General features: G+C 68.7%; 10 protein-coding genes. 3 read left to right on the top strand and 7 right to left on the bottom strand.

The features are described 5' to 3' along the window. Positions 1 to 7: 7 nt before the first annotated feature. The 5 genes from QF035_RS31850 to QF035_RS31830 form a co-directional block, all read right to left on the bottom strand. Positions 8 to 1,117, bottom strand: coding sequence for a glycosyltransferase (locus QF035_RS31850; protein ID WP_307523881.1), 1,110 nt, complete (start codon positions 1,115 to 1,117; stop codon positions 8 to 10). Next, complete coding sequence (locus QF035_RS31845; protein WP_307523880.1) at positions 1,114 to 3,996, bottom strand: bifunctional glycosyltransferase/CDP-glycerol:glycerophosphate glycerophosphotransferase; 2,883 nt, start codon at positions 3,994 to 3,996, stop codon at positions 1,114 to 1,116. Before QF035_RS31845 ends, QF035_RS31850 begins: the two co-directional genes overlap by 4 nt. 245 nt (positions 3,997 to 4,241) lie before the next feature. Further along, positions 4,242 to 9,179: an NAD-glutamate dehydrogenase gene (locus QF035_RS31840; RefSeq protein WP_307523879.1), complete on the bottom strand. Its 4,938-nt coding sequence runs from the start codon at positions 9,177 to 9,179 to the stop codon at positions 4,242 to 4,244. Between the two features lie 546 nt (positions 9,180 to 9,725). Then, complete coding sequence (locus tag QF035_RS31835) at positions 9,726 to 10,391, bottom strand: HAD family hydrolase (RefSeq protein ID WP_307523878.1); 666 nt, start codon at positions 10,389 to 10,391, stop codon at positions 9,726 to 9,728. Between the two features lie 88 nt (positions 10,392 to 10,479). Beyond that, a complete protein-coding gene (locus tag QF035_RS31830) occupies positions 10,480 to 10,995 on the bottom strand; it encodes a DUF6912 family protein (protein WP_307523877.1) in 516 nt (171 codons plus the stop codon). A 384-nt stretch (positions 10,996 to 11,379) separates the two neighbouring features. Here QF035_RS31830 and QF035_RS31825 point away from each other — a divergent pair, with 384 nt between their 5' ends. Next, the gene (locus QF035_RS31825) at positions 11,380 to 11,985 is read left to right on the top strand and encodes an Rv3235 family protein (RefSeq protein WP_307523876.1); all 606 of its coding nucleotides are present in this window, start codon (positions 11,380 to 11,382) and stop codon (positions 11,983 to 11,985) included. 202 nt (positions 11,986 to 12,187) lie between these two features. Here QF035_RS31825 and secA read toward each other — a convergent pair whose 3' ends face one another. Continuing rightward, complete coding sequence (gene secA / locus QF035_RS31820) at positions 12,188 to 14,998, bottom strand: preprotein translocase subunit SecA (protein WP_307523875.1); 2,811 nt, start codon at positions 14,996 to 14,998, stop codon at positions 12,188 to 12,190. Between the two features lie 246 nt (positions 14,999 to 15,244). On the opposite strand from secA, the gene QF035_RS31815 reads away from it, so the two are divergent. Beyond that, a complete protein-coding gene (locus QF035_RS31815) occupies positions 15,245 to 15,823 on the top strand; it encodes a GNAT family N-acetyltransferase (protein ID WP_307523874.1) in 579 nt (192 codons plus the stop codon). Positions 15,824 to 15,927: 104 nt separating this feature from the next. Next, positions 15,928 to 17,130: a winged helix-turn-helix domain-containing protein gene (locus tag QF035_RS31810; protein ID WP_307523873.1), complete on the top strand. Its 1,203-nt coding sequence runs from the start codon at positions 15,928 to 15,930 to the stop codon at positions 17,128 to 17,130. A 121-nt stretch (positions 17,131 to 17,251) separates the two neighbouring features. Here the strand turns inward: QF035_RS31810 and QF035_RS31805 are convergent, their stop codons facing one another. Beyond that, positions 17,252 to 17,998, bottom strand: coding sequence for a response regulator (locus QF035_RS31805; protein WP_055617175.1), 747 nt, complete (start codon positions 17,996 to 17,998; stop codon positions 17,252 to 17,254). Positions 17,999 to 18,166 lie beyond the last annotated feature (168 nt).

Here is an 18,166-nt window from a genome sequence, read left to right as displayed (position 1 = left end):
CCGGGGATCAGCGTTCGAGGAAGCTGAACAGGTCCTCCCACCTGTTCACGATCTCGGTCGTCGTGTAGCGCTGGATGTTGATGCGGGCCCGGTCGCCCATAGCGTCCCGCAGCTCCTTGTCGGACATCAACGTGTCGAGGCGGCGGGCCAGTTCACCGGTGTTGCCGAGCGTGGCGAGCAGGCCGTCCTCGCCGTCGTGGACGATCTCGTGGACGCCGGGGGCGCAGTCGAAGGCGGCGCAGGGCACGGCGGCCGCCATGGCCTCCATGAGGGCGAGTGGGAAGCCCTCGCCGCGGGAGGACTGGACGAAGACGGAACCGCCTCGCAGGGCGCCCGGCACATCGCTCGTACGCCCCATCCAGTCCACGGAGTTGTCGAGTCCCAGAGCCGTGCACTGCTTCTTGAGGATCTCCTCGTCCTCGCCCGAGCCGTAGATGCGCAGCCGCCAGTCGGGATGGCGCGGCGCGACCTCCGCCCAGGTGTCGAGGAGCATGTCGATGCCCTTCTGGTCGTGCAGTCGGCCGATGCTGACGACCGCCTTCTCGGTGCGCGGCGACGGCACCTCGGGCATGAACGGCAGCGGATTCGGCATGAACGAGGCGTTGTTCATGCCCTGTCCGATCCACAGGTCGGCGTCCTCGCGGGTCAGCGCCAGCATGCGGTCGACCTCCTGGTAGTACTTCCGCACCCGCTGGAAACGCGAGGACGCCTTCGAGTACACGAAGGACTCGTGGCTCATGCCGATCACGGTCAGCCCGCGGGTGTCGGCCTGCGCCACCCACTCCATGGCCCACACCTGCGTGACGATGACGACCGCGCCGGGCCGCGCCGCCCGGAACAGCTCGGTGAGCCTGACGGCCTGCTCGCGCATGCTCGCCTCACGCGCCCGGCCGGGACGCGGCGGCTGTCCGGCGTACAGCGTCGTCATCGGGTAGGGCACTTCGCCGAGTTCCTGCACGACGCCGGGCGGGGTGATGCCGACGACATGGACGCGATGCCCGCGCCCGGTGAGGAGCCGGGCCATCTGGTGCGACCAACTGGTCACCCCGCCCAGCTCGTTGACGCTGTTGGAGACGAAGAAGACGTCCCGCTGCGGATGGGTGCTCACGAGGGTCATCCACGCCTCCACTGCGCGAAGAACTGGTCGACGATGCTCTGGGCGGCGTTCCCCTTGTCGTACTCGCCGAATTCCGCCACGAAGCCCTCCCGCGCCTCCGCGTACTTCACGGACTGCTCGTCCAGGGAGGCGAGGGCGGTGTGCAGCTCCTCCTCGGTGCGCACGACCGGCCCCGGCGCCCGCTCCAGCAGGTCGAAGTAGGTTCCGCGCCCCTCGTGCACGTACTCCTCGTAGTCGTACGCGAAGAAGAACATCGGCCGGCCGAGGAGCGCGTAGTCGAACATCACGGACGAGTAGTCGGTGATCAGCCCGTCGGCGAGCGCGAGCAGCGGGGTCACGTCGTGGTGCGCCGACACGTCGATGACGCGCCCGCGCACGGACGGCGGGAGCACGACGTGGTTGAGGTAGTGCGAGCGCACGAGCAGGACGTACCGGTCGCCGAACGTGTCGGCGAACCGCTCCACGTCGAAGGGCAGCTCGAACCGCCGCTGCCTGCCCCCGTGCTGACGGAAGGTGGGCGCGTACAGCAGTACGGCCTTGTCACCGGGAATCCCCAACTCGGCGGCGAGGACACCGCGTTCACGGAGGCCGACTTCCTCTTCCCTCCTCCTGGCCTGCACCAGGGCGTCGTTGCGGGGATAGCCCACTCGCAACAGCGTCTTCTCCTTCAGGCGGAACGCCCGGGCGAGGGTGCGTACATCGTGCTCGGAGCGGATCAGGAACCGGTCGAAGCGGTCGAGGGTGCGCTGCTGTTCGGCCTGCTCGGGCCGGGGCCTGAGCTTCCACTCGGGCTCGTCGAAGCCCATCCGTTTGAGCGCCGAGCCGTGCCAGGTCTGGAGGTAGGTCGTCTCCGGCCGCTTGGTGAGCTTCAGCGGATAGCTCTGGTTGTCGACCCAGAACTCGGCCTGCGCCAGCGCCTTCAGATAGGGCAGCGACCAGCGGCGTACGAGGGTCGCGTCGGCCGGAAACCCGGAAGGACTGCTGCCCGTGTACGACCACACGGCCTCGAACTCCAGTCCCTGGCGCCGCATCTCCTCGTAGATCGCCTTCGGGCTGTCGCTGTACTGCCGGCCCAGATGGCTCTCGAAGACGACGAGCCCCTTCTTCACGGGCAGCCGGCTGAACACCTCGTGGTAGAGGCGGATCTTGGTGTCACCGGAGGTGAGCTTCCTGCGCACCTCCTTCGCCTTCCGGTACCCGGACTTGGCGAACCGGCCGGGCGCGCCCCGTACGCCCTTCTCGACGAGCGCGTCCACCTTCTCGCGGGTCACGATCCGGAAGGAGAGATGGCCGCGCGAGGAGATCTCGGGCGTGACATGGTCGGCGACCAGCCGCGTGAGCCGGGGCCGGACGGGCAACTGCCCGTCGGCCAGCCCGGGTTCGGAGGCGGTGAGGCGCGTGGTGGTACGTACGCCGTCGACGTCGAGATGCAGCCGTACGTCCCACACCGCGTCCACGATGCCCAGCGGCCGCAGCCCGCGCGCGAGGTCGGCCGACGCCTCCCAGGCGATGGCCTCGCCCTCGTGCCGCAGGGTGGCGACCGGGAAGCGGAAGATCTGGAACCGCACACCCTTGCGGCGGGCGGCGAACTCCAGCTCGCCGCTGAGCCGGGCACCGGGCGGAACGACACCGAGGGGATTGGTGATGTGCCCAGCCAGCCGAACGGTACCGGCGACCTCTTCATACCTGGTCAGAACGTTGCGCAGGAACATCTTCTCGACGGGCTTGGCGTGATAGCCAAGGTCGGTGACGTCGAGGACGTGCCGGGCGAAGTCGCCGTCGAGGTGATCGTCGAGGTGTTCGGCACACCAGTAGATCCGGCCGTCGCGCTCCACCATCGGCGCGGAGATCTTGTCGCGGTTGGTGAGCGTGTCCACGGCCGGCAGGAGGTTGTCCCAGTCGCTCTTCTGCAGCAGATAGGCGCAGATGGCGTGGATGGGTTCCACCTCGTCGAAGGCGGTGCGGTCGATGGACTCCAGGTAGTCGCGGGCGATCGCGGCGAACTCCTCCCGGTAGGAGGCGTCCCGGAACGGCAGGTCACGCAGATGCAGCACCAGGTCGTGCTTGAGGAACTTGACGTCCTTGTGGAACTTCAGCTCCAGCAGACCCTTGTCGGCGAGGAGTTGATCGACCCGCCGATGGATCTCCATCCGGTGCGCGAAGTTGGCGATCTCGGCGCGCCGGTTGCTGATCGACTTCGTCGCGGCCTTGTCGACGACGTTCCAGTCGTAGACGCGGTTCGGGATGAGGGTGATCCGGCGGGCGGCGGCGTAGGCCTGCGCGGAGAAGAGCAGGTCTTCGTAGTGAATGCCAACGGGGAACTCGAGCCCCTGCTCAACGAGGAACTCTCTCCTGTAACACTTGTTCGTCGAGAGGGTGTCGAAGACCAGCAGGTCGGGCAGCTCGGAGATCGACTCCAGGGTGCGGGTGCGCGCGTACAGCCAGGGGTACCACTTGACCTCCTTGCCGTTGCGCGAGTCCACGTGCACCCGCACGCACATACCGGAGACGAGGTCCGCGCCGGTCGTCTCGGCCGCCTCCAGCATGTTCCGGCAGGCGTTGCGCTCCAGTACGTCGTCACTGTCGAGGAAGAGGACGTACGTGCCGCGCGCCTGGGCGATGCCGTGGTTGCGGGGAGCCCCGCACCCTCCGCTGTTCCTGTCGAGCCGGAGGGCGCGGACCCGGCCGGGGTGCTCGGCGGCCAGCCGCCCTGCCACGTCGTACGACCCGTCCGTGCTCCGGTCGTCCACGATCACGACCTCGACGTTCCGCAAGGTCTGCTCCAGCACGGACCGCACGGCTGTGGGCAGCCGTGTCTCGTCGTTGTAGACGATCACGACGACGGATACGTCCGGTGCGGGAAGCGATTCCTCGTTCATCCTATTTATCCTAAGTGTCCCTCGCTGGACCCTGTACGGGGTGTAGGCCGCTTGGGGGCCACTTAGGTAGATGTTGATCGAGAGGCCCGGGTTGCTCCGGGGGAAATTCAGCCTCTCCGGCGTTTGAGGAGCGGGGGTTCGGGGGCCGGCCCCCGAGTAGGGACGGGAATGGGTAGGGGCGGCGGGGGCGAAAAAAGAAGGGGCGCCCCCAACCCGCAGGGCGCCCCTTCTCCGGTCGCGAGGTACTACGACCGCGTACGCAGCATCGTGCGCATCGTCCTCATCGCGACCGACAGATTCGCGAGATCGAACGCCTCGGACCCCTGGATCTCCTCCAGAGTCGTCCGCGCCCGAGTGAGAATCGCCGTGTTCTTCTCCTCCCACGCCTTGTACCGCTGCTCAGGCGTGGACCCCCCGTTCCCGACGGCAAGGACATCCGCGGTCAGCGCGGCATGCGCCGCGTACAGGTCCTCACGGATGGACGCCCGAGCCATGGACTGCCACCGATCCGCCCGAGGCAGCTCGATGATGCGATCCATGAGCTGAGTGATCCGCAGACGGTCGGCGAGGTCGTAGTAGACCTCCGCGACGTCCATCGGGTCCTTGCCCATCCGGTCCCCCACCGCCACGATGTCGAGCGACGGGAAGGCGGACGAGAACCCGGCCACCCGCTGGGCGAGCTCGTCGGGCACCCCGGCCCCGGACAGCTCGTCGTAGATCTGCTGATACCACTCCAGATCCGCGCCCCGCAGCAGCTTGGGCAGCTCGGCCCAGACCCGCGTGACCCCTTCCCGGAAGGAGTCGATCGTCTCGGCGAGCTGCAACGGCTGCGGCCGGTTGTTGAGCAACCACCGCGTCCCCCGCTCAACGAGCCGCCGCGAGTGCAGCCGGATCCGGGTCTGGACACCCGCGTCGACCGTGTTGTCGAGCGCCTCGACGGCGTCCCACACCTCGCTGGAGTTGAAGATCGCACGGGCCGCGGTCTGCGCCCTGACGATCTCCTCCAGCGAGGCCCCGGTCTCCTCGCGGAGCCGGTGCAGGAAGCTCGTACCACCGGTGTTGACCGTGTCGTTGACCAGCACGGTCGTGACGATCTCGCGCGACAGCGGATGGTTGTCGATCTGCTCGATGAACTGCTCGCGCAGCGCGGTCGGGAAGTACGCGTGCAGCAGGCTCCGCAGATACACATCGTCGGGCAGCGACGTGTGCAGCAGCTCGTCGGAGACCGTGATCTTCGTGTACGCGAGGAGGACGGCCGTCTCCGGCGAGGTCAGGCCCTGCCCGGTGCCGAGCCGCTCCCGGATCTGCCGGTCGGTCGGCAGGAACTCCAGCGCCCGGTTCAGATGGCCCTCGCGGACCAGGTGGCGCATGAAGCGCTGCTGGGCGTGGAGCATGTCCTTGGACTGGGCGAGCGCGTTCGCCAGGGCCGTGTTCTGCGCGTAGTTGTTGCGCAGGACGAGCGCGCCGACCTCGTCGGTCATCTGGGCGAGCAGCTTGTTGCGCTGCTTGACGGTCATGTCGCCGTCCGCGACGACCGTGTTGAGCAGGATCTTGATGTTCACCTCGTGGTCGGAGGTGTCCACGCCCGCGCTGTTGTCGATGGCATCCGTGTTGACCTTGCCGCCGGCCTGCGCGAACTCGATGCGGCCGAGCTGGGTGAGGCCGAGGTTGCCGCCCTCGCCGACGACCTTGACCCTCAGGTCGGCGCCGTCCACGCGGATCGCGTCGTTGGCCTTGTCGCCGACGTCCGCGTGCGACTCGGTCGACGCCTTCACGTACGTACCGATGCCGCCGTTCCACAACAGGTCGACCGGCGCCTTGAGGATCGCCCGCATCAGGTCGGCGGGGGTCATCTTGGCGATGTTGCCCTCGATGCCGAGGGCTTCACGGATGTGGCTGTTGAGCTGGATGGCCTTGGCCGTACGGGGGAAGATGCCGCCGCCCTGCGACAGCAGTGTCCTGTCGTACTCCTCCCAGGAGGAGCGTGGCAGCTCGAAGAGGCGACGGCGCTCGGCGTACGAGGTGGCCGCGTCCGGGTTCGGGTCGATGAAGATGTGCCGGTGGTCGAAGGCGGCGACCACCCGGATGTGCTCGCTGAGCAGCATGCCGTTGCCGAACACGTCACCGGACATGTCGCCCACGCCGACGACCGTGAAGTCCTCGGTCTGCGTGTTGACGGCCAGCTCCCGGAAGTGCCGCTTGACGGACTCCCAGGCGCCTCGGGCGGTGATGCCCATCTTCTTGTGGTCGTAGCCGGCCGAACCGCCGGAGGCGAAGGCGTCCCCGAGCCAGAAGTTGTAGCTCTCCGCGACGCCGTTGGCGATGTCGGAGAACGTCGCTGTGCCCTTGTCCGCGGCGACGACGAGGTAGGTGTCGTCCTCGTCGTGCCGTACGACGTCGGCGGGCGGTACGACCTCGCCGGCCACCATGTTGTCGGTGATGTCGAGCAGCGCCGAGATGAAGGTCTTGTAGCTGCGGATGCCCTCGGCCAGCCAGGCGTCGCGGTCCACGGCCGGGTCGGGCAGCTGCTTGGCGACGAAGCCGCCCTTGGCGCCGACGGGCACGATGACGGTGTTCTTGACCATCTGTGCCTTGACCAGGCCGAGGATCTCGGTCCGGAAGTCCTCACGCCGGTCGGACCAGCGCAGACCGCCTCGCGCGACCTTGCCGAACCTGAGGTGGACGCCCTCGACGCGCGGCGAGTACACCCAGATCTCGTACGCCGGACGTGGCGCCGGCAGGTCCGGGATGGCCTGCGGGTCGAACTTCATGGAGACGTAGGTGTGCGGCTCGCCGCCGCCCGCCTCCTGGAAGAAGTTCGTGCGCAGGGTCGCCTTGATGACGGTGAGGAAGGAGCGGAGGATCCGGTCCTCGTCGAGGCTCGCCACCTGGTCGAGGGCTGCGTCCAGCTCCTCCAGGAGGGCGTCGGTCAGTTCGAGGCCGGCGCGCTGGCGGTCCGGGGACATCCGCGCCTCGAACAGCGAGATGAGCAGCCGGGTGGTGTGGACGTTGTTGCGGAGGGTGTCCTCCATGTAGTCCTGGCTGAACGTCGAACCGGCCTGCCGCAGGTACTTGGCGTACGCGCGCAGCACCATCGCCTGCCGCCAGTTCAGCCCGGCGCTCAGGACGAGGGAGTTGAAGCCGTCGTTCTCGGCCTGCCCGGTCCAGGTCGCCGAGAAGGCCTCCTGGAACCGCTCACGGCCGTCGTCACCGAGGTGGTCGCCGTTGCCGCTGCCCGTCTTGGGCAGGCGCAGGCCGAAGTCGTAGATCCACGCGGACGCGCGGTCCGAGCAGCGCAGCTCGTACGGGCGCTCGTCGGTGACCTCGACGCCGAGCCGGGTGAGGACCGGCAGGACGGCGGAGAGGGAGACCGACTCCCCGGTGCGGTAGATCTTGAAACGGCGCTCGCCGGGGGCGGCCCCCACCGGCTCGTACAGGCTGAGCGCGAAGTTCTTGCCGTTGCCGAGCTGCTCCAGGTGGACCAGGTCGGCGACCGCGGTGCGCGGGTTGTGGTCGGCCTTGTAGCCCTCGGGGATGGCGTTGCCGTACCGGCGCAGCAGTTCGGCGGCGCGCTCCTCGCCGCACTCCGCGTTCAGTGCCTCGGCGAAACCGTCGGCCCAGGAGCGGGCGGCCTCGACGAGCCGCGCCTCGATGCGGTCCTTGTCGGCGTCGCTGAGCTGCGGCAGTTCGGTGCCCTGCGGGACCCGGACCACGAAGTGCAGCCGGGAGAGGATCGACTCGGTGTTCCAGGCGGTGAAGTCGACGCTGATGCCGCCGAGCTCCTCCTTCAGGATGTCGATGATCCGCAGGCGTACGCCGGTGGTGTAGCGGTCGCGCGGGAGGTAGACGAGCGCCGAGTAGTAGCGCCCGTACTCGTCCTGCCGCAGGTAGAGCCGCAGGCGCCGCCGCTCCTGGAGGTACAGGACGGAGGTGACGATCGACCGCAGCTCGTCGGGCGGGGTCTGGAAGAGCTCGTCGCGCGGGTACGTCTCCAGGATCTGGAGGAGGTCGCGCCCGTCGTGGCTGTTGGGCGAGAAGCCCGCGCCCTTGAGGACCTCCTCGACCTTGCGCCGGACGACGGGGACGCGGCGTACGGACTCGGTGTACGCGGCGGAGGAGAAGAGGCCTAGAAAACGGCGCTCGCCGATGACGTTGCCGTCCTGGTCGAACTTCTTCACGCCGACGTAGTCGAGGTAGGAGGGGCGGTGCACGGTGGCACGGCTGTTGGCCTTGGTGAGGACCAGGAGCTTGTGCTCACGGGCCTTGGCGCGGGCGTCGGCGGGCAGCCGCTCGAAGGACGGGCTGACCGGGTGGCTCTCGTCGGTCGCGTGGTGCGGATCGGAGCGAAGGATGCCGAGTCCGGTGCCGGGAACGGCGGCGAGCGAGTCGTCCTCGCGCAGCTCGTACTCCCGGTAGCCGAGGAAGGTGAAGTGGTCGTCCGCGAGCCAGCGCAGCAGCTCACGGGCCTCCTCCACCTCCTGGTCGCGCAGGTCGTCGGCGGTCGGCTCGGTGGGCAGCTCGTCGGCGATGCGCAGCGCGGAGTCGCGCATCTTCTCCCAGTCCTCGACGGCCTCACGGGCGTCGGACAGGACGCGCACCAGGTCGGCGGTGATCTGCTTCAGATCGGCGCGGTCGGTCTCGCGGTCGATCTCGACGTGGATCCAGGACTCGACGAAGGCGTCGTGGGGCAGGTCGCCGGTGGGCCGGGTCTTCAGGACCTCGATGAGCTTGCCGGTGAGGTCACGCCGCACGATGACCTGCGGGTGGATGACGACATGGATCCCGCGCCCCTGCCGGGACAGCTCGTTGGTCACGGAGTCGACGAGGAAGGGCATGTCGTCCGTGACGACCTCGACGACGGAGTGGCTGCAGGTCCAGCCGTTCTCCTCGACCGTCGGGGTGTGGACTCTTACGTTGGCCGTGCCCTGAGGTCGGTTCTCGGCCAGCCGGTAGTGCGAGAAGGCGGCTCCGAAGACGTCGTCCGGGTCTCGGTCGGTGAGGTCTTCGGGGGCGGTGTGCAGGTAGTAGCGCTGGAGGAACGCGAGCAGGGTGTCCTGGTCGGGAGCGCTCGCGCCCGTCTTCCCGGTCGGCAGGTGAAGAATCCCCCCGACCGGGCTGTTCTCAGCTACCCGGGCGGCCCGTTCGAGCAGCTCGGCCTTGGCTTCGTCCAGCTTGGTCTGCATTGTCCTCTGGCTCCTGTCGCGCGCCGTTGCGTGACGTCGTAGAACGTGAAGTGACGTAGCGCCGCGACGCGGGGTGTCCGGTCTCGTTCGACGCTATGCCGCGATGAGAGATGAGCGGGGCGTTATCGGCCATTCTTGGCGGCTCCGGAGGCTGTGACGCTGCTCTCGGTGCACCTGCGCCTGCCGCGTATGCGGTGGTTTCTGCGCTTCCCCGCCCGGGGAGACCAGCGACCGCCCGGTCACGGATGTAGTCCGTGCGTTCCGGGCGCAGGGCAAGGGCAACAAGGCCCCCGCGACGTATCGCGCTGATCACGGCACAAGGCTATCGCTCTCCCCGGGCCCCCCGTCATGAGCCGTATGTGTACAAAAGAGGGACCCCCTTTTTGACACTCTGCACAGTTCGCTCCGCGAAGGGCGCCCCTTGGGGCCGCCCTTAAGGGGCGCGGGGAACTGCGCGACAAGCCACGACGGCCCCGCAGCCGACAACCCACCCGGGGGCCTGGGGGCGAAGCCCCAGTTCCGCCAAGGGGGACCCACCTCAGGGCCTCAGGCCGCCAACCGCTCGGCCTCCGCGACAGCCTCTTCCAGGCTGTCCACCACCGGCACCCCAACCCCCTCAAGGCTGGCCCGGCTGTGCGACCCGCCGGTGTAGAGCACGGCCCGCGCCCCCACGTGCAGCGCCGCAACCGCGTCGTCCGCCGCGTCCCCGATCACCACCGTACGAGCGGGCTCCACCCCCGCCAGCGCCCCCACATGCCGGACCATGTGCTCGGCCTTGCTGCCCCCGGACGGCCCGGTCCGCCCGTCCACCCGTATGAAATGGGCCTCGATCCCGAACCCCCGTACCAACGGGACGAGCTCGTCGTGCCCGTACATGCTCAGGATCGACTGGCTGCGACCGGCCGACGCCCACTCGGCGAGCAGCCCGGGCACCCCGTCGGTGAGCCCGCAGCCCACCCGGTGCTCGGTGTAGTACCGGTGGAAGGTCACGTCCATGACCTCCCACTCCTCGTCCGTGGGCAGCCGCCCTATCAGCCGCTCGTAGAACTTCGGCACCGGTACGCAGTACAGCTCCCGGTACCGCTCCAGCGTGATCGGTTCCATACCCAGCTCGGCGAACGCCGCGTTCGTCGCGCCGATGATCGCCGTGTTGTCGTGGAACAGGGTCCCGTTCCAGTCCCAGACAATGTGTGCCGCTCCGTGCATCCCCATACCAAAAAAATACCCGGCCACACTGACAACACATCCGGCGTGCTCCAGTGCGCGCCCCCAGGAGCCGCGACCCGGGCGGCCGGGCCCGTCAGTCGCCCAGCCCCACCAGGTTCGGAATCTCCTGCGTGGCGAACCACAGCAGCTCGTGGTCCTCGGCCCCGTCCACGACGAACTGCGCGTCGTCATCACCCCGGTCGGCCGCGCCCAGCACGTCCACGGCCGCCGTCACGTCCGCCTCGGCCTCGTCCGAGTCCAGGTGCACGGCCGCCGCCTTGGCCAGCGCCACGGCCCCGCCGACCCGCACCTCGCCGAGCGCCGAGGGGTCGAGCCCCCGGTCGGGATCGGCGACCGCGGCCCCGTCCGGCACGTCCACGGCGACGACGACCCGCCGCCGCGGGGCTCCGGGGTCGAGCGCGACCAGCCTGAGGGAGGCGAGCGCGGCCCGGTTCAGCGCCGCGTACTCCAGTTCCTCGATGTCGTCGGACAGATACCACTCCCGCAGCGCGGGCGTGACGGCGTACGCGACGAAGGGCCCCGACCCCAGCTCACCCGTCTTGTACGCCTCGGCGAGACCGGAGAGGGTCAGGGGGACGTAGACGCGCATGGCTGGCCGCTTTCGTAGTCGGATCGCGTGGTCGATCTCTCCGCCGGGAATCTCCGTCGGGTCTCGCCGTCGGGTCTCGCCGTCGGAGGCCTCCAAGAGGGCGGCTTCGCGCTCCCGGGAGAGCCTTCAGGATACGTGCGGGCGTCCCCTTTCGAGCCCCGGCCACCCCTCCGGAGGCGTCCACCACCGGCCTCGCACATCACCCGGTACTCCCCAGCCCCGCCAAGCCTCCCGCCCTCCCCCGTCACCCTGATAGGTGAAGATTCCGGCACCCCCGACGCGCGCCCACCGTCCTTGCAGCCACCCGCTCCGGCCTCGTACAAGATCCCCAACGGAAAGTTACCGACCGGTATCCAGTCGGTCCGACGGAATGGGGATCCCGCCGTGAACAAGGTGATGACCAGGACGAAGCGCACCACGGGCGCCCCGGGCACCCGCCCGCCCGTACGCCACGACACGCGCCGCCCGGGCGGCGGCTCACCGCGTACGACCCCCGGCGGCGGCTCACCGCGTACGAGGCGGGCGGGCACCGCCCCGAGCACTGCCACCACCCCGAGCACCGTCCCGACCGCCTCGCCGGTCCCCTCCGGAGCCCCGCCCCGGAGGACCTCCACAGCCCCCGCTGAGAGCCTTCCGGGTGCACCCCGGCAGCCTCGCCCCACCGACCTGTTCGCCGACCGTCTCGTGGCCGTTCTGAGTGGTCAGCGCCCCGTCCACTGCATGCTCCGGCACACCGCGGGACGCGCGTACGACGAACTGGCCTGGCTCGCCGAACGCGGCCCCCTCCGGGCCCGCGGCACCCGCCCCGTAGTCCGCGACATCGGCTACTACGTCCCCCGCCCGGGCGCCGTCGAGGCCTTCGCCCGCATCGGAGCGGGCGACCAGCTCCGTGCCATGGCATTCCGCCTGGAACAGGGCCCCGACCTCCGCTGGCGCTGCACAGCAGTAGAATTGGGCGGCACCCGCATGCCACGCACACCCGAGGACTGACCAGCAGCCCCTGGGCGCCCCATAAGGGGCGCGGGGAACTGCGCGACAAGCCCCCACCGGCCCGCGGCCGGCAACACCCGGGCGGGGGCCAACCCAACGCAAAGGACCGGGCACCCATAGGTGCCCGGTCCTTCAACTGCCCACCCCGCAGAGCAAACCGCTCACCCCGCGGAGCATACCGCCGGCCCCGCGGAGCGAACCGTCACTTCTTGCGGCGCCGGCCACCCTTCTGCTGCTTACGCCGCTCCGCGCGCGTAAGCCCGTCCGACTCCGACCGCACCGGCTCGTCGTCGTTGGCGAAGTCGCCCTCGACGATGCCACCCTCGCCGTCCACGGTGGGCGCGGAGAAGTGCAGCCGGTCCGGCCGCTGCGGAGTGTCGAGCCCCTTGGCGCGGATCTCCGGACGGGAGGAACCCGCCGGAACCGCGTCACCCTTGGAGAGCGACGGCTTCGCGTCCTCGACCGGAACCTCCTCGACCTGCTGCTCGACCTGGACCTCCAGGTTGAACAGGTAGCCGACGGACTCCTCCTTGATGCCGTCCATCATGGCGGTGAACATGTCGAAGCCCTCGCGCTGGTACTCGACCAGCGGGTCCTTCTGGGCCATCGCGCGCAGGCCGATGCCCTCCTGGAGATAGTCCATCTCGTAGAGGTGCTCGCGCCACTTGCGGTCCAGGACCGACAGCACGACCCGGCGCTCCAGCTCACGCATGATCTCGGAGCCGAGCTGCTCCTCGCGGGACGCGTACTGCTCGTAGATGTCGTCCTTGATGGACTCGGAGATGAACTCGGCGGTCAGACCGGCACGGTCGCCGGCCGCCTCCTCCAGCTCCTCGACGGTGACCTTCACCGGGTAGAGCTGCTTGAAGGCGCCCCACAGCCGGTCGACGTCCCACTCCTCGGCGAAGCCCTCGGCGGTCTCCGCGTCGATGTACGCGTCGATCGTGTCGTTCATGAAGTGCTGGATCTGCTCCTGCAGGTCCTCGCCCTCCAGGACGCGACGACGCTCGCCGTAGATGACCTCGCGCTGCCGGTTGAGGACCTCGTCGTACTTGAGGACGTTCTTCCGGGTCTCGAAGTTCTGCGTCTCGACCTGCGACTGGGCGGAGGCGATGGCTCGGGTGACCATCTTGTTCTCGATCGGCACGTCGTCCGGGACGTTCGCCATCGACATGACGCGCTCGACCATCTGGGCCTTGAAGAGGCGCATCAGGTCGTCGCCCAGGGAGAGGTAGAAGCGGGACTCGCCCGGGTCGCCCTGACGGCCGGAGCGGCCGCGCAGCTGGTTGTCGATACGGCGGGACTCGTGCCGCTCGGTACCCAGCACATAGAGCCCACCGAGGTCCTTGACCTCTTCGAACTCGGCCTGCACGGCCTTCTCGGCCCGCTCCAGGGCGGCGGGCAGCGCGGCGGCCCACTCCTCGATGTGCTCCTCGGGGTCGAGGCCGCGCTGGCGCAGCTCGGCCTCGGCGAGGTCGTCCGGGTTGCCGCCGAGCTTGATGTCCGTGCCACGGCCGGCCATGTTCGTGGCGACGGTGACGGCTCCCTTGCGGCCCGCCTGGGCGATGATCGGGGCCTCGCGGTCGTGCTGCTTCGCGTTCAGCACCTCGTGCTGGATGCCTCGCTTGGAGAGCTGCTGCGAGAGGTACTCGGACTTCTCGACCGACGTCGTACCGACGAGGATCGGCTGGCCCTTCTCGTGCTTCTCGGCGATGTCGTCGACCACCGCGTCGAACTTCGCGACCTCGGTGCGGTAGATCAGGTCCGACTGGTCCTTGCGGACCATGGGCCGGTTGGTCGGGATCGGGACGACGCCGAGCTTGTAGATCTGGTGGAACTCGGCGGCCTCGGTCATCGCCGTACCGGTCATGCCGGAGAGCTTGTCGTAGAGGCGGAAGAAGTTCTGCAGGGTGATCGTGGCGAGCGTCTGGTTCTCGTCCTTGATGTCCACCCCTTCCTTCGCCTCGATCGCCTGGTGCATGCCCTCGTTGTAGCGGCGGCCGGCGAGGATACGGCCGGTGTGCTCGTCGACGATCATGACTTCGCCGTCGATGACGACGTAGTCCTTGTCCTTCTTGAAGAGCTCCTTGGCCTTGATGGCGTTGTTCAGGTAGCCCACCAGAGGCGTGTTCACCGACTCGTAGAGGTTGTCGATGCCCAGCCAGTCCTCGACCTTGGCGACGCCGGGCTCGTGGATGGCGACGGTGCGCTTCTTCTCGTCGACCTCGTAGTCGCCGGTCTCCTCGATGCCCTTGAGGGTGTTGCCCGCCTCGCCCTTCTTCAGGCGCGTGACGAGCTTCGCGAAGTCGCCGTACCACTTGGTGGCCTGGTCGGCGGGGCCGGAGATGATCAGCGGCGTACGGGCCTCGTCGACGAGGATCGAGTCGACCTCGTCGACCACCGCGAAGTTGTGGCCGCGCTGCACCAGTTCGTCCTGCGACCACGCCATGTTGTCGCGCAGGTAGTCGAAGCCGAACTCGTTGTTCGTGCCGTACGTGATGTCGCACGCGTACTGCTCGCGGCGCTGGGCCGGCGTCATGTTGGCCAGGATGCAGCCGACGCTCAGGCCCAGGAACTTGTGAACACGGCCCATCATCTCGGAGTCCCGCTCGGCCAGGTAGTCGTTGACCGTGATGAGGTGAACGCCGTCTCCGGAGAGGGCGTTCAGATACGTGGGCAGCGTGCCGACCAGGGTCTTGCCCTCACCGGTCTTCATCTCGGCGACATGGCCGAGGTGGAGCGCGGCGCCGCCCATGATCTGTACGTCGTAGTGACGCTGGCCGAGGACGCGCTTGGCGGCCTCGCGGACGGTCGCGAACGCCTCGGGCAGCAGGTCGTCGAGGCTCTCACCGTCGGCGTACCGCTGCTTGTACTCATCGGTCAGGGCTCGCAGCTCGGCGTCGGAGAGGTCAACGAAGTCCTCTTCGATGGAGTTGACCTGGTCCGCGATGCGGTGCAGCTTGCGCAGGATCTTTCCTTCGCCTGCACGCATGATCTTCGAGAGGACGGACACGGGGGTTTGTCTCCTTGCCGGTCGGGCCTGGGACGGTCGGTTTCAATTGACAGTTTCAAATCACAGCTTGAGCAACGGCCATCGTAAGCGAGGACTCCACCGCGCCGGGAGGTCTGCATGTGACAGCCACTAGGACAACGGGCGGAGGATGCGGAAGGTGCCGCGCAAGCGCTACGAAAGGTAACCGCCGCCTCACACAGGGCTAAAGTGATGGCTTCCTCACCGAAGCCCGAGCAGAATCGGCCGATGGAACCCGTCACACTGACCTCCGAACGGCTCCTGCTGCGCATCGTGGGACCGCACGACACTGACGCCGTGTACGACGCCGTCCAGGATCCCGACATCCAGCGCTGGACCACGATCCCGTCGCCCTATCTGCCCGAGCACGCCACGGCCTTCACCGAGCAGCTGGTGCCCGACGGGTGGGTGGACTGCTCGATGTTCACCTTCGGTGTCTTCCTGCCGATCAGCGGTGAACTCGCCGGCATGCTCGCCATCACGATGCGCTCCCTGGGGGTCGGCGAGATCGGTTTCTGGGCGACGAAGGAACACCGGGGCAACGGCTACATCACCGAGGCCGCCCTCACCGCCTCCCGTTGGGCCTTCACTCAGCTGGCGATCGACCGCGTCGAGTGGCGGGCCGAGGTCGGCAACACGGGCTCCCGCGCGGTCGCCGAACGCGCCGGCTTCACCATCGAGGGCACCCTTCGTTCCGGCATCAACAACAAGGGCGTACGCCGCGACTGCTGGATCGGATCCCTGCTCCCGTCGGACCTGGGCCTGCCGTCGACAGCGCCCTACCTGCCCACTCCACGACAGAGCTGAACTCCCGGCGCCCGCCCGTCCCCCTCTGCCTTCCCCGGCAGATTTCCCCGGCGGTTTTCGCAGCTCAGAGCCCATTGTCAGTGGCACCGCATATCGTGCGGACCATGACGAGTCTGCCGCGCCCCACCGCCGAACTCTCCGCCGACGAGGCCCGCCGAATCGCCCTGCGCGCCCAGGGTTTCCTGGGCGCCCCCGACCGCAGGGGCGGCGTCCGAGGCGTACTGCGACACCTGGGCGCGGTCCAGCTCGACACGATCTCCGTCCTGGCCCGCTCCCACGAACTCATCCCGTACGCCCGCCTCGGCGCGGTCGGCCGCAAGACGGTGGACGGCGCCTACTGGACGCCCGCGTCCGACGGCACGGCTCCGCCGAACCCGCACGCCTTCGAGTACTGGTCGCACGCCGCCTGCATCCTCCCCGTCGAGGAGTGGCCGCACTTCGCGTTCCGCCGCCGCGCCTACCGCGCCCGCCCGCACTGGAACCACGACCTGCCGGACGGCACGTACGACCAGGTCATCAAGCAGCTGAGGACCGAAGGCCCGCTCACGGCCACCGACTTGGGCGGCGCGAAGAAGACCAGCGAGTGGTGGGACTGGTCGGGCACGAAGGTCGCCGTCGAGCGCGCCCTGATGTACGGCGAGGTGGTGTGCACGGAGCGCAGAGGATGGAAGCGGGTGTACGACCTGGCCGAGCGCGCCATCCCGGGTGACCTGCTCCACGACGAGCTGGACGACGCGGAGTGCCTGCGCCGTCTGGTCCGGCTCGCGGGCCAGTCCCTGGGCGTCGGCACGCGCGCGGACATCGCCGACTACCACCGCCTCAAGGGCGAGCAGGTCGACGCGGTGCTCGCGGACTCCGGTCTGGTCCCGGTCACGGTGGAGGGCTGGTCCAAGCCCGCCTGGGCGGATCCCGCGGCCCTGGAGACGCCTCCGCGGGGCCGCCACCGCACGACGCTCCTGTCGCCGTTCGACTCCCTGGTCTGGGAGCGGGCCCGCACGGAGCGCATCTTCGGCTTCACCCACCGCCTGGAGGCCTACGTCCCCAAGCCGAAGCGGATCTACGGCTACTTCGCCATGCCGGTCCTCGCCGGCGGCCACCTGGTCGGCCGCGTCGACCCGGCCCGCGAGGGCGCCACGCTGGTCGCCAAGCAGGTCACCCTCGACAGCCCCAAGGCCGTACCGGCAGTGGCCCAGGCCCTCCTGGAGGCAGCCACCTGGGTCGACTGCACGAACGTACGGGTGGAGCGAGCGAACACTCCGGCCCTGCGAGAAGCCCTGACAACGGAGCTGAGCCGAACGCTGGGTTAGGCAGACCGAGGTCCCCGTCGGCGGCGCCGGGGGCTTTCAGGGGCGCGGGGAACTGCGCAACCAGCCACATCCGGCGCGCGCCTACGAACCGCCCCCCGCCCCCACGACGCTGCTGCTGCCGCTAACGAATCTCGAGAATCTTCTCCCGCATCGCATACACCACGGCCTCCATCCTGGAGTGCAACTGCAGCTTCTCCAGAATGTTCCGCACATGGTTCTTCACGGTGTTCTCGGAGATGAACAACTCCTTGGCGATATCCCGGTTGTTCATCCCGGTCGCCACGAGCTTGAGAACCTCCAGCTCACGCTCGGTGAGCCGAGGCGCCGGCACCAGCCGCCGCTCGTCCGTGCGCTGGATCATCGACTTGAACTCGGTGAGCAGCTTCGACGCCATCGACGGACTGATCTGCGACTGCCCGTCCGCGACGGCGCGAATGGCCGTGGCCACTTCATCGGTGGAGATCTCCTTGAGGAGATATCCGGTGGCCCCCGCCTTGATCGCGTCGTAGAGGTCTGCCTCCTCGTCGCTGATCGTCAGCATGATGATCTTCGCGCTGGGTGCGACCTCCTTGATGGAGGTGCACGCCTCGATACCGCCGCGCTTTGGCATCCGTACGTCCATCAGCACGATGTCCGGCAGCAGATCGGCGGCCTTGTCGACCGCCTCCGCGCCGTCACCCGCCTCGCCGACGACCTGGATGTCCTCCTCGGCGGCGAGCACGATCTCCAGGCCGCGACGGAAGAGGGCATGGTCATCCACGACAAGGACCCTGATGGGTTCCTTGCGTGGGGACCCCGCGTCCGGGCCCATGCCGACGACGCCGTCGTCGGCATCTTCGTCACGCATCGGTCCGAAGCTGTCCGCCATGGTTCCTCCCCCTGAAGGCCGTGGCCTGTATTTCTTGTGCCATCGCCAACCCGAGGCAACGGCCCACCGGTTGGGCCGGTGCGGCCATGATTTCATGCCCGGGCGACAACGGGACGACAGAGCGGGGCACAAAGGGGTCGCACACCGGTGCCCCTGGGGGCGCACGGG

Source organism: Streptomyces umbrinus (genome assembly GCF_030817415.1).
Classification (GTDB): Bacteria; Actinomycetota; Actinomycetes; order Streptomycetales; family Streptomycetaceae; genus Streptomyces; species Streptomyces umbrinus_A.
Note: the sequence above shows the minus strand (reverse complement) of the source record. Positions and strands in the feature narration are given on the sequence as shown.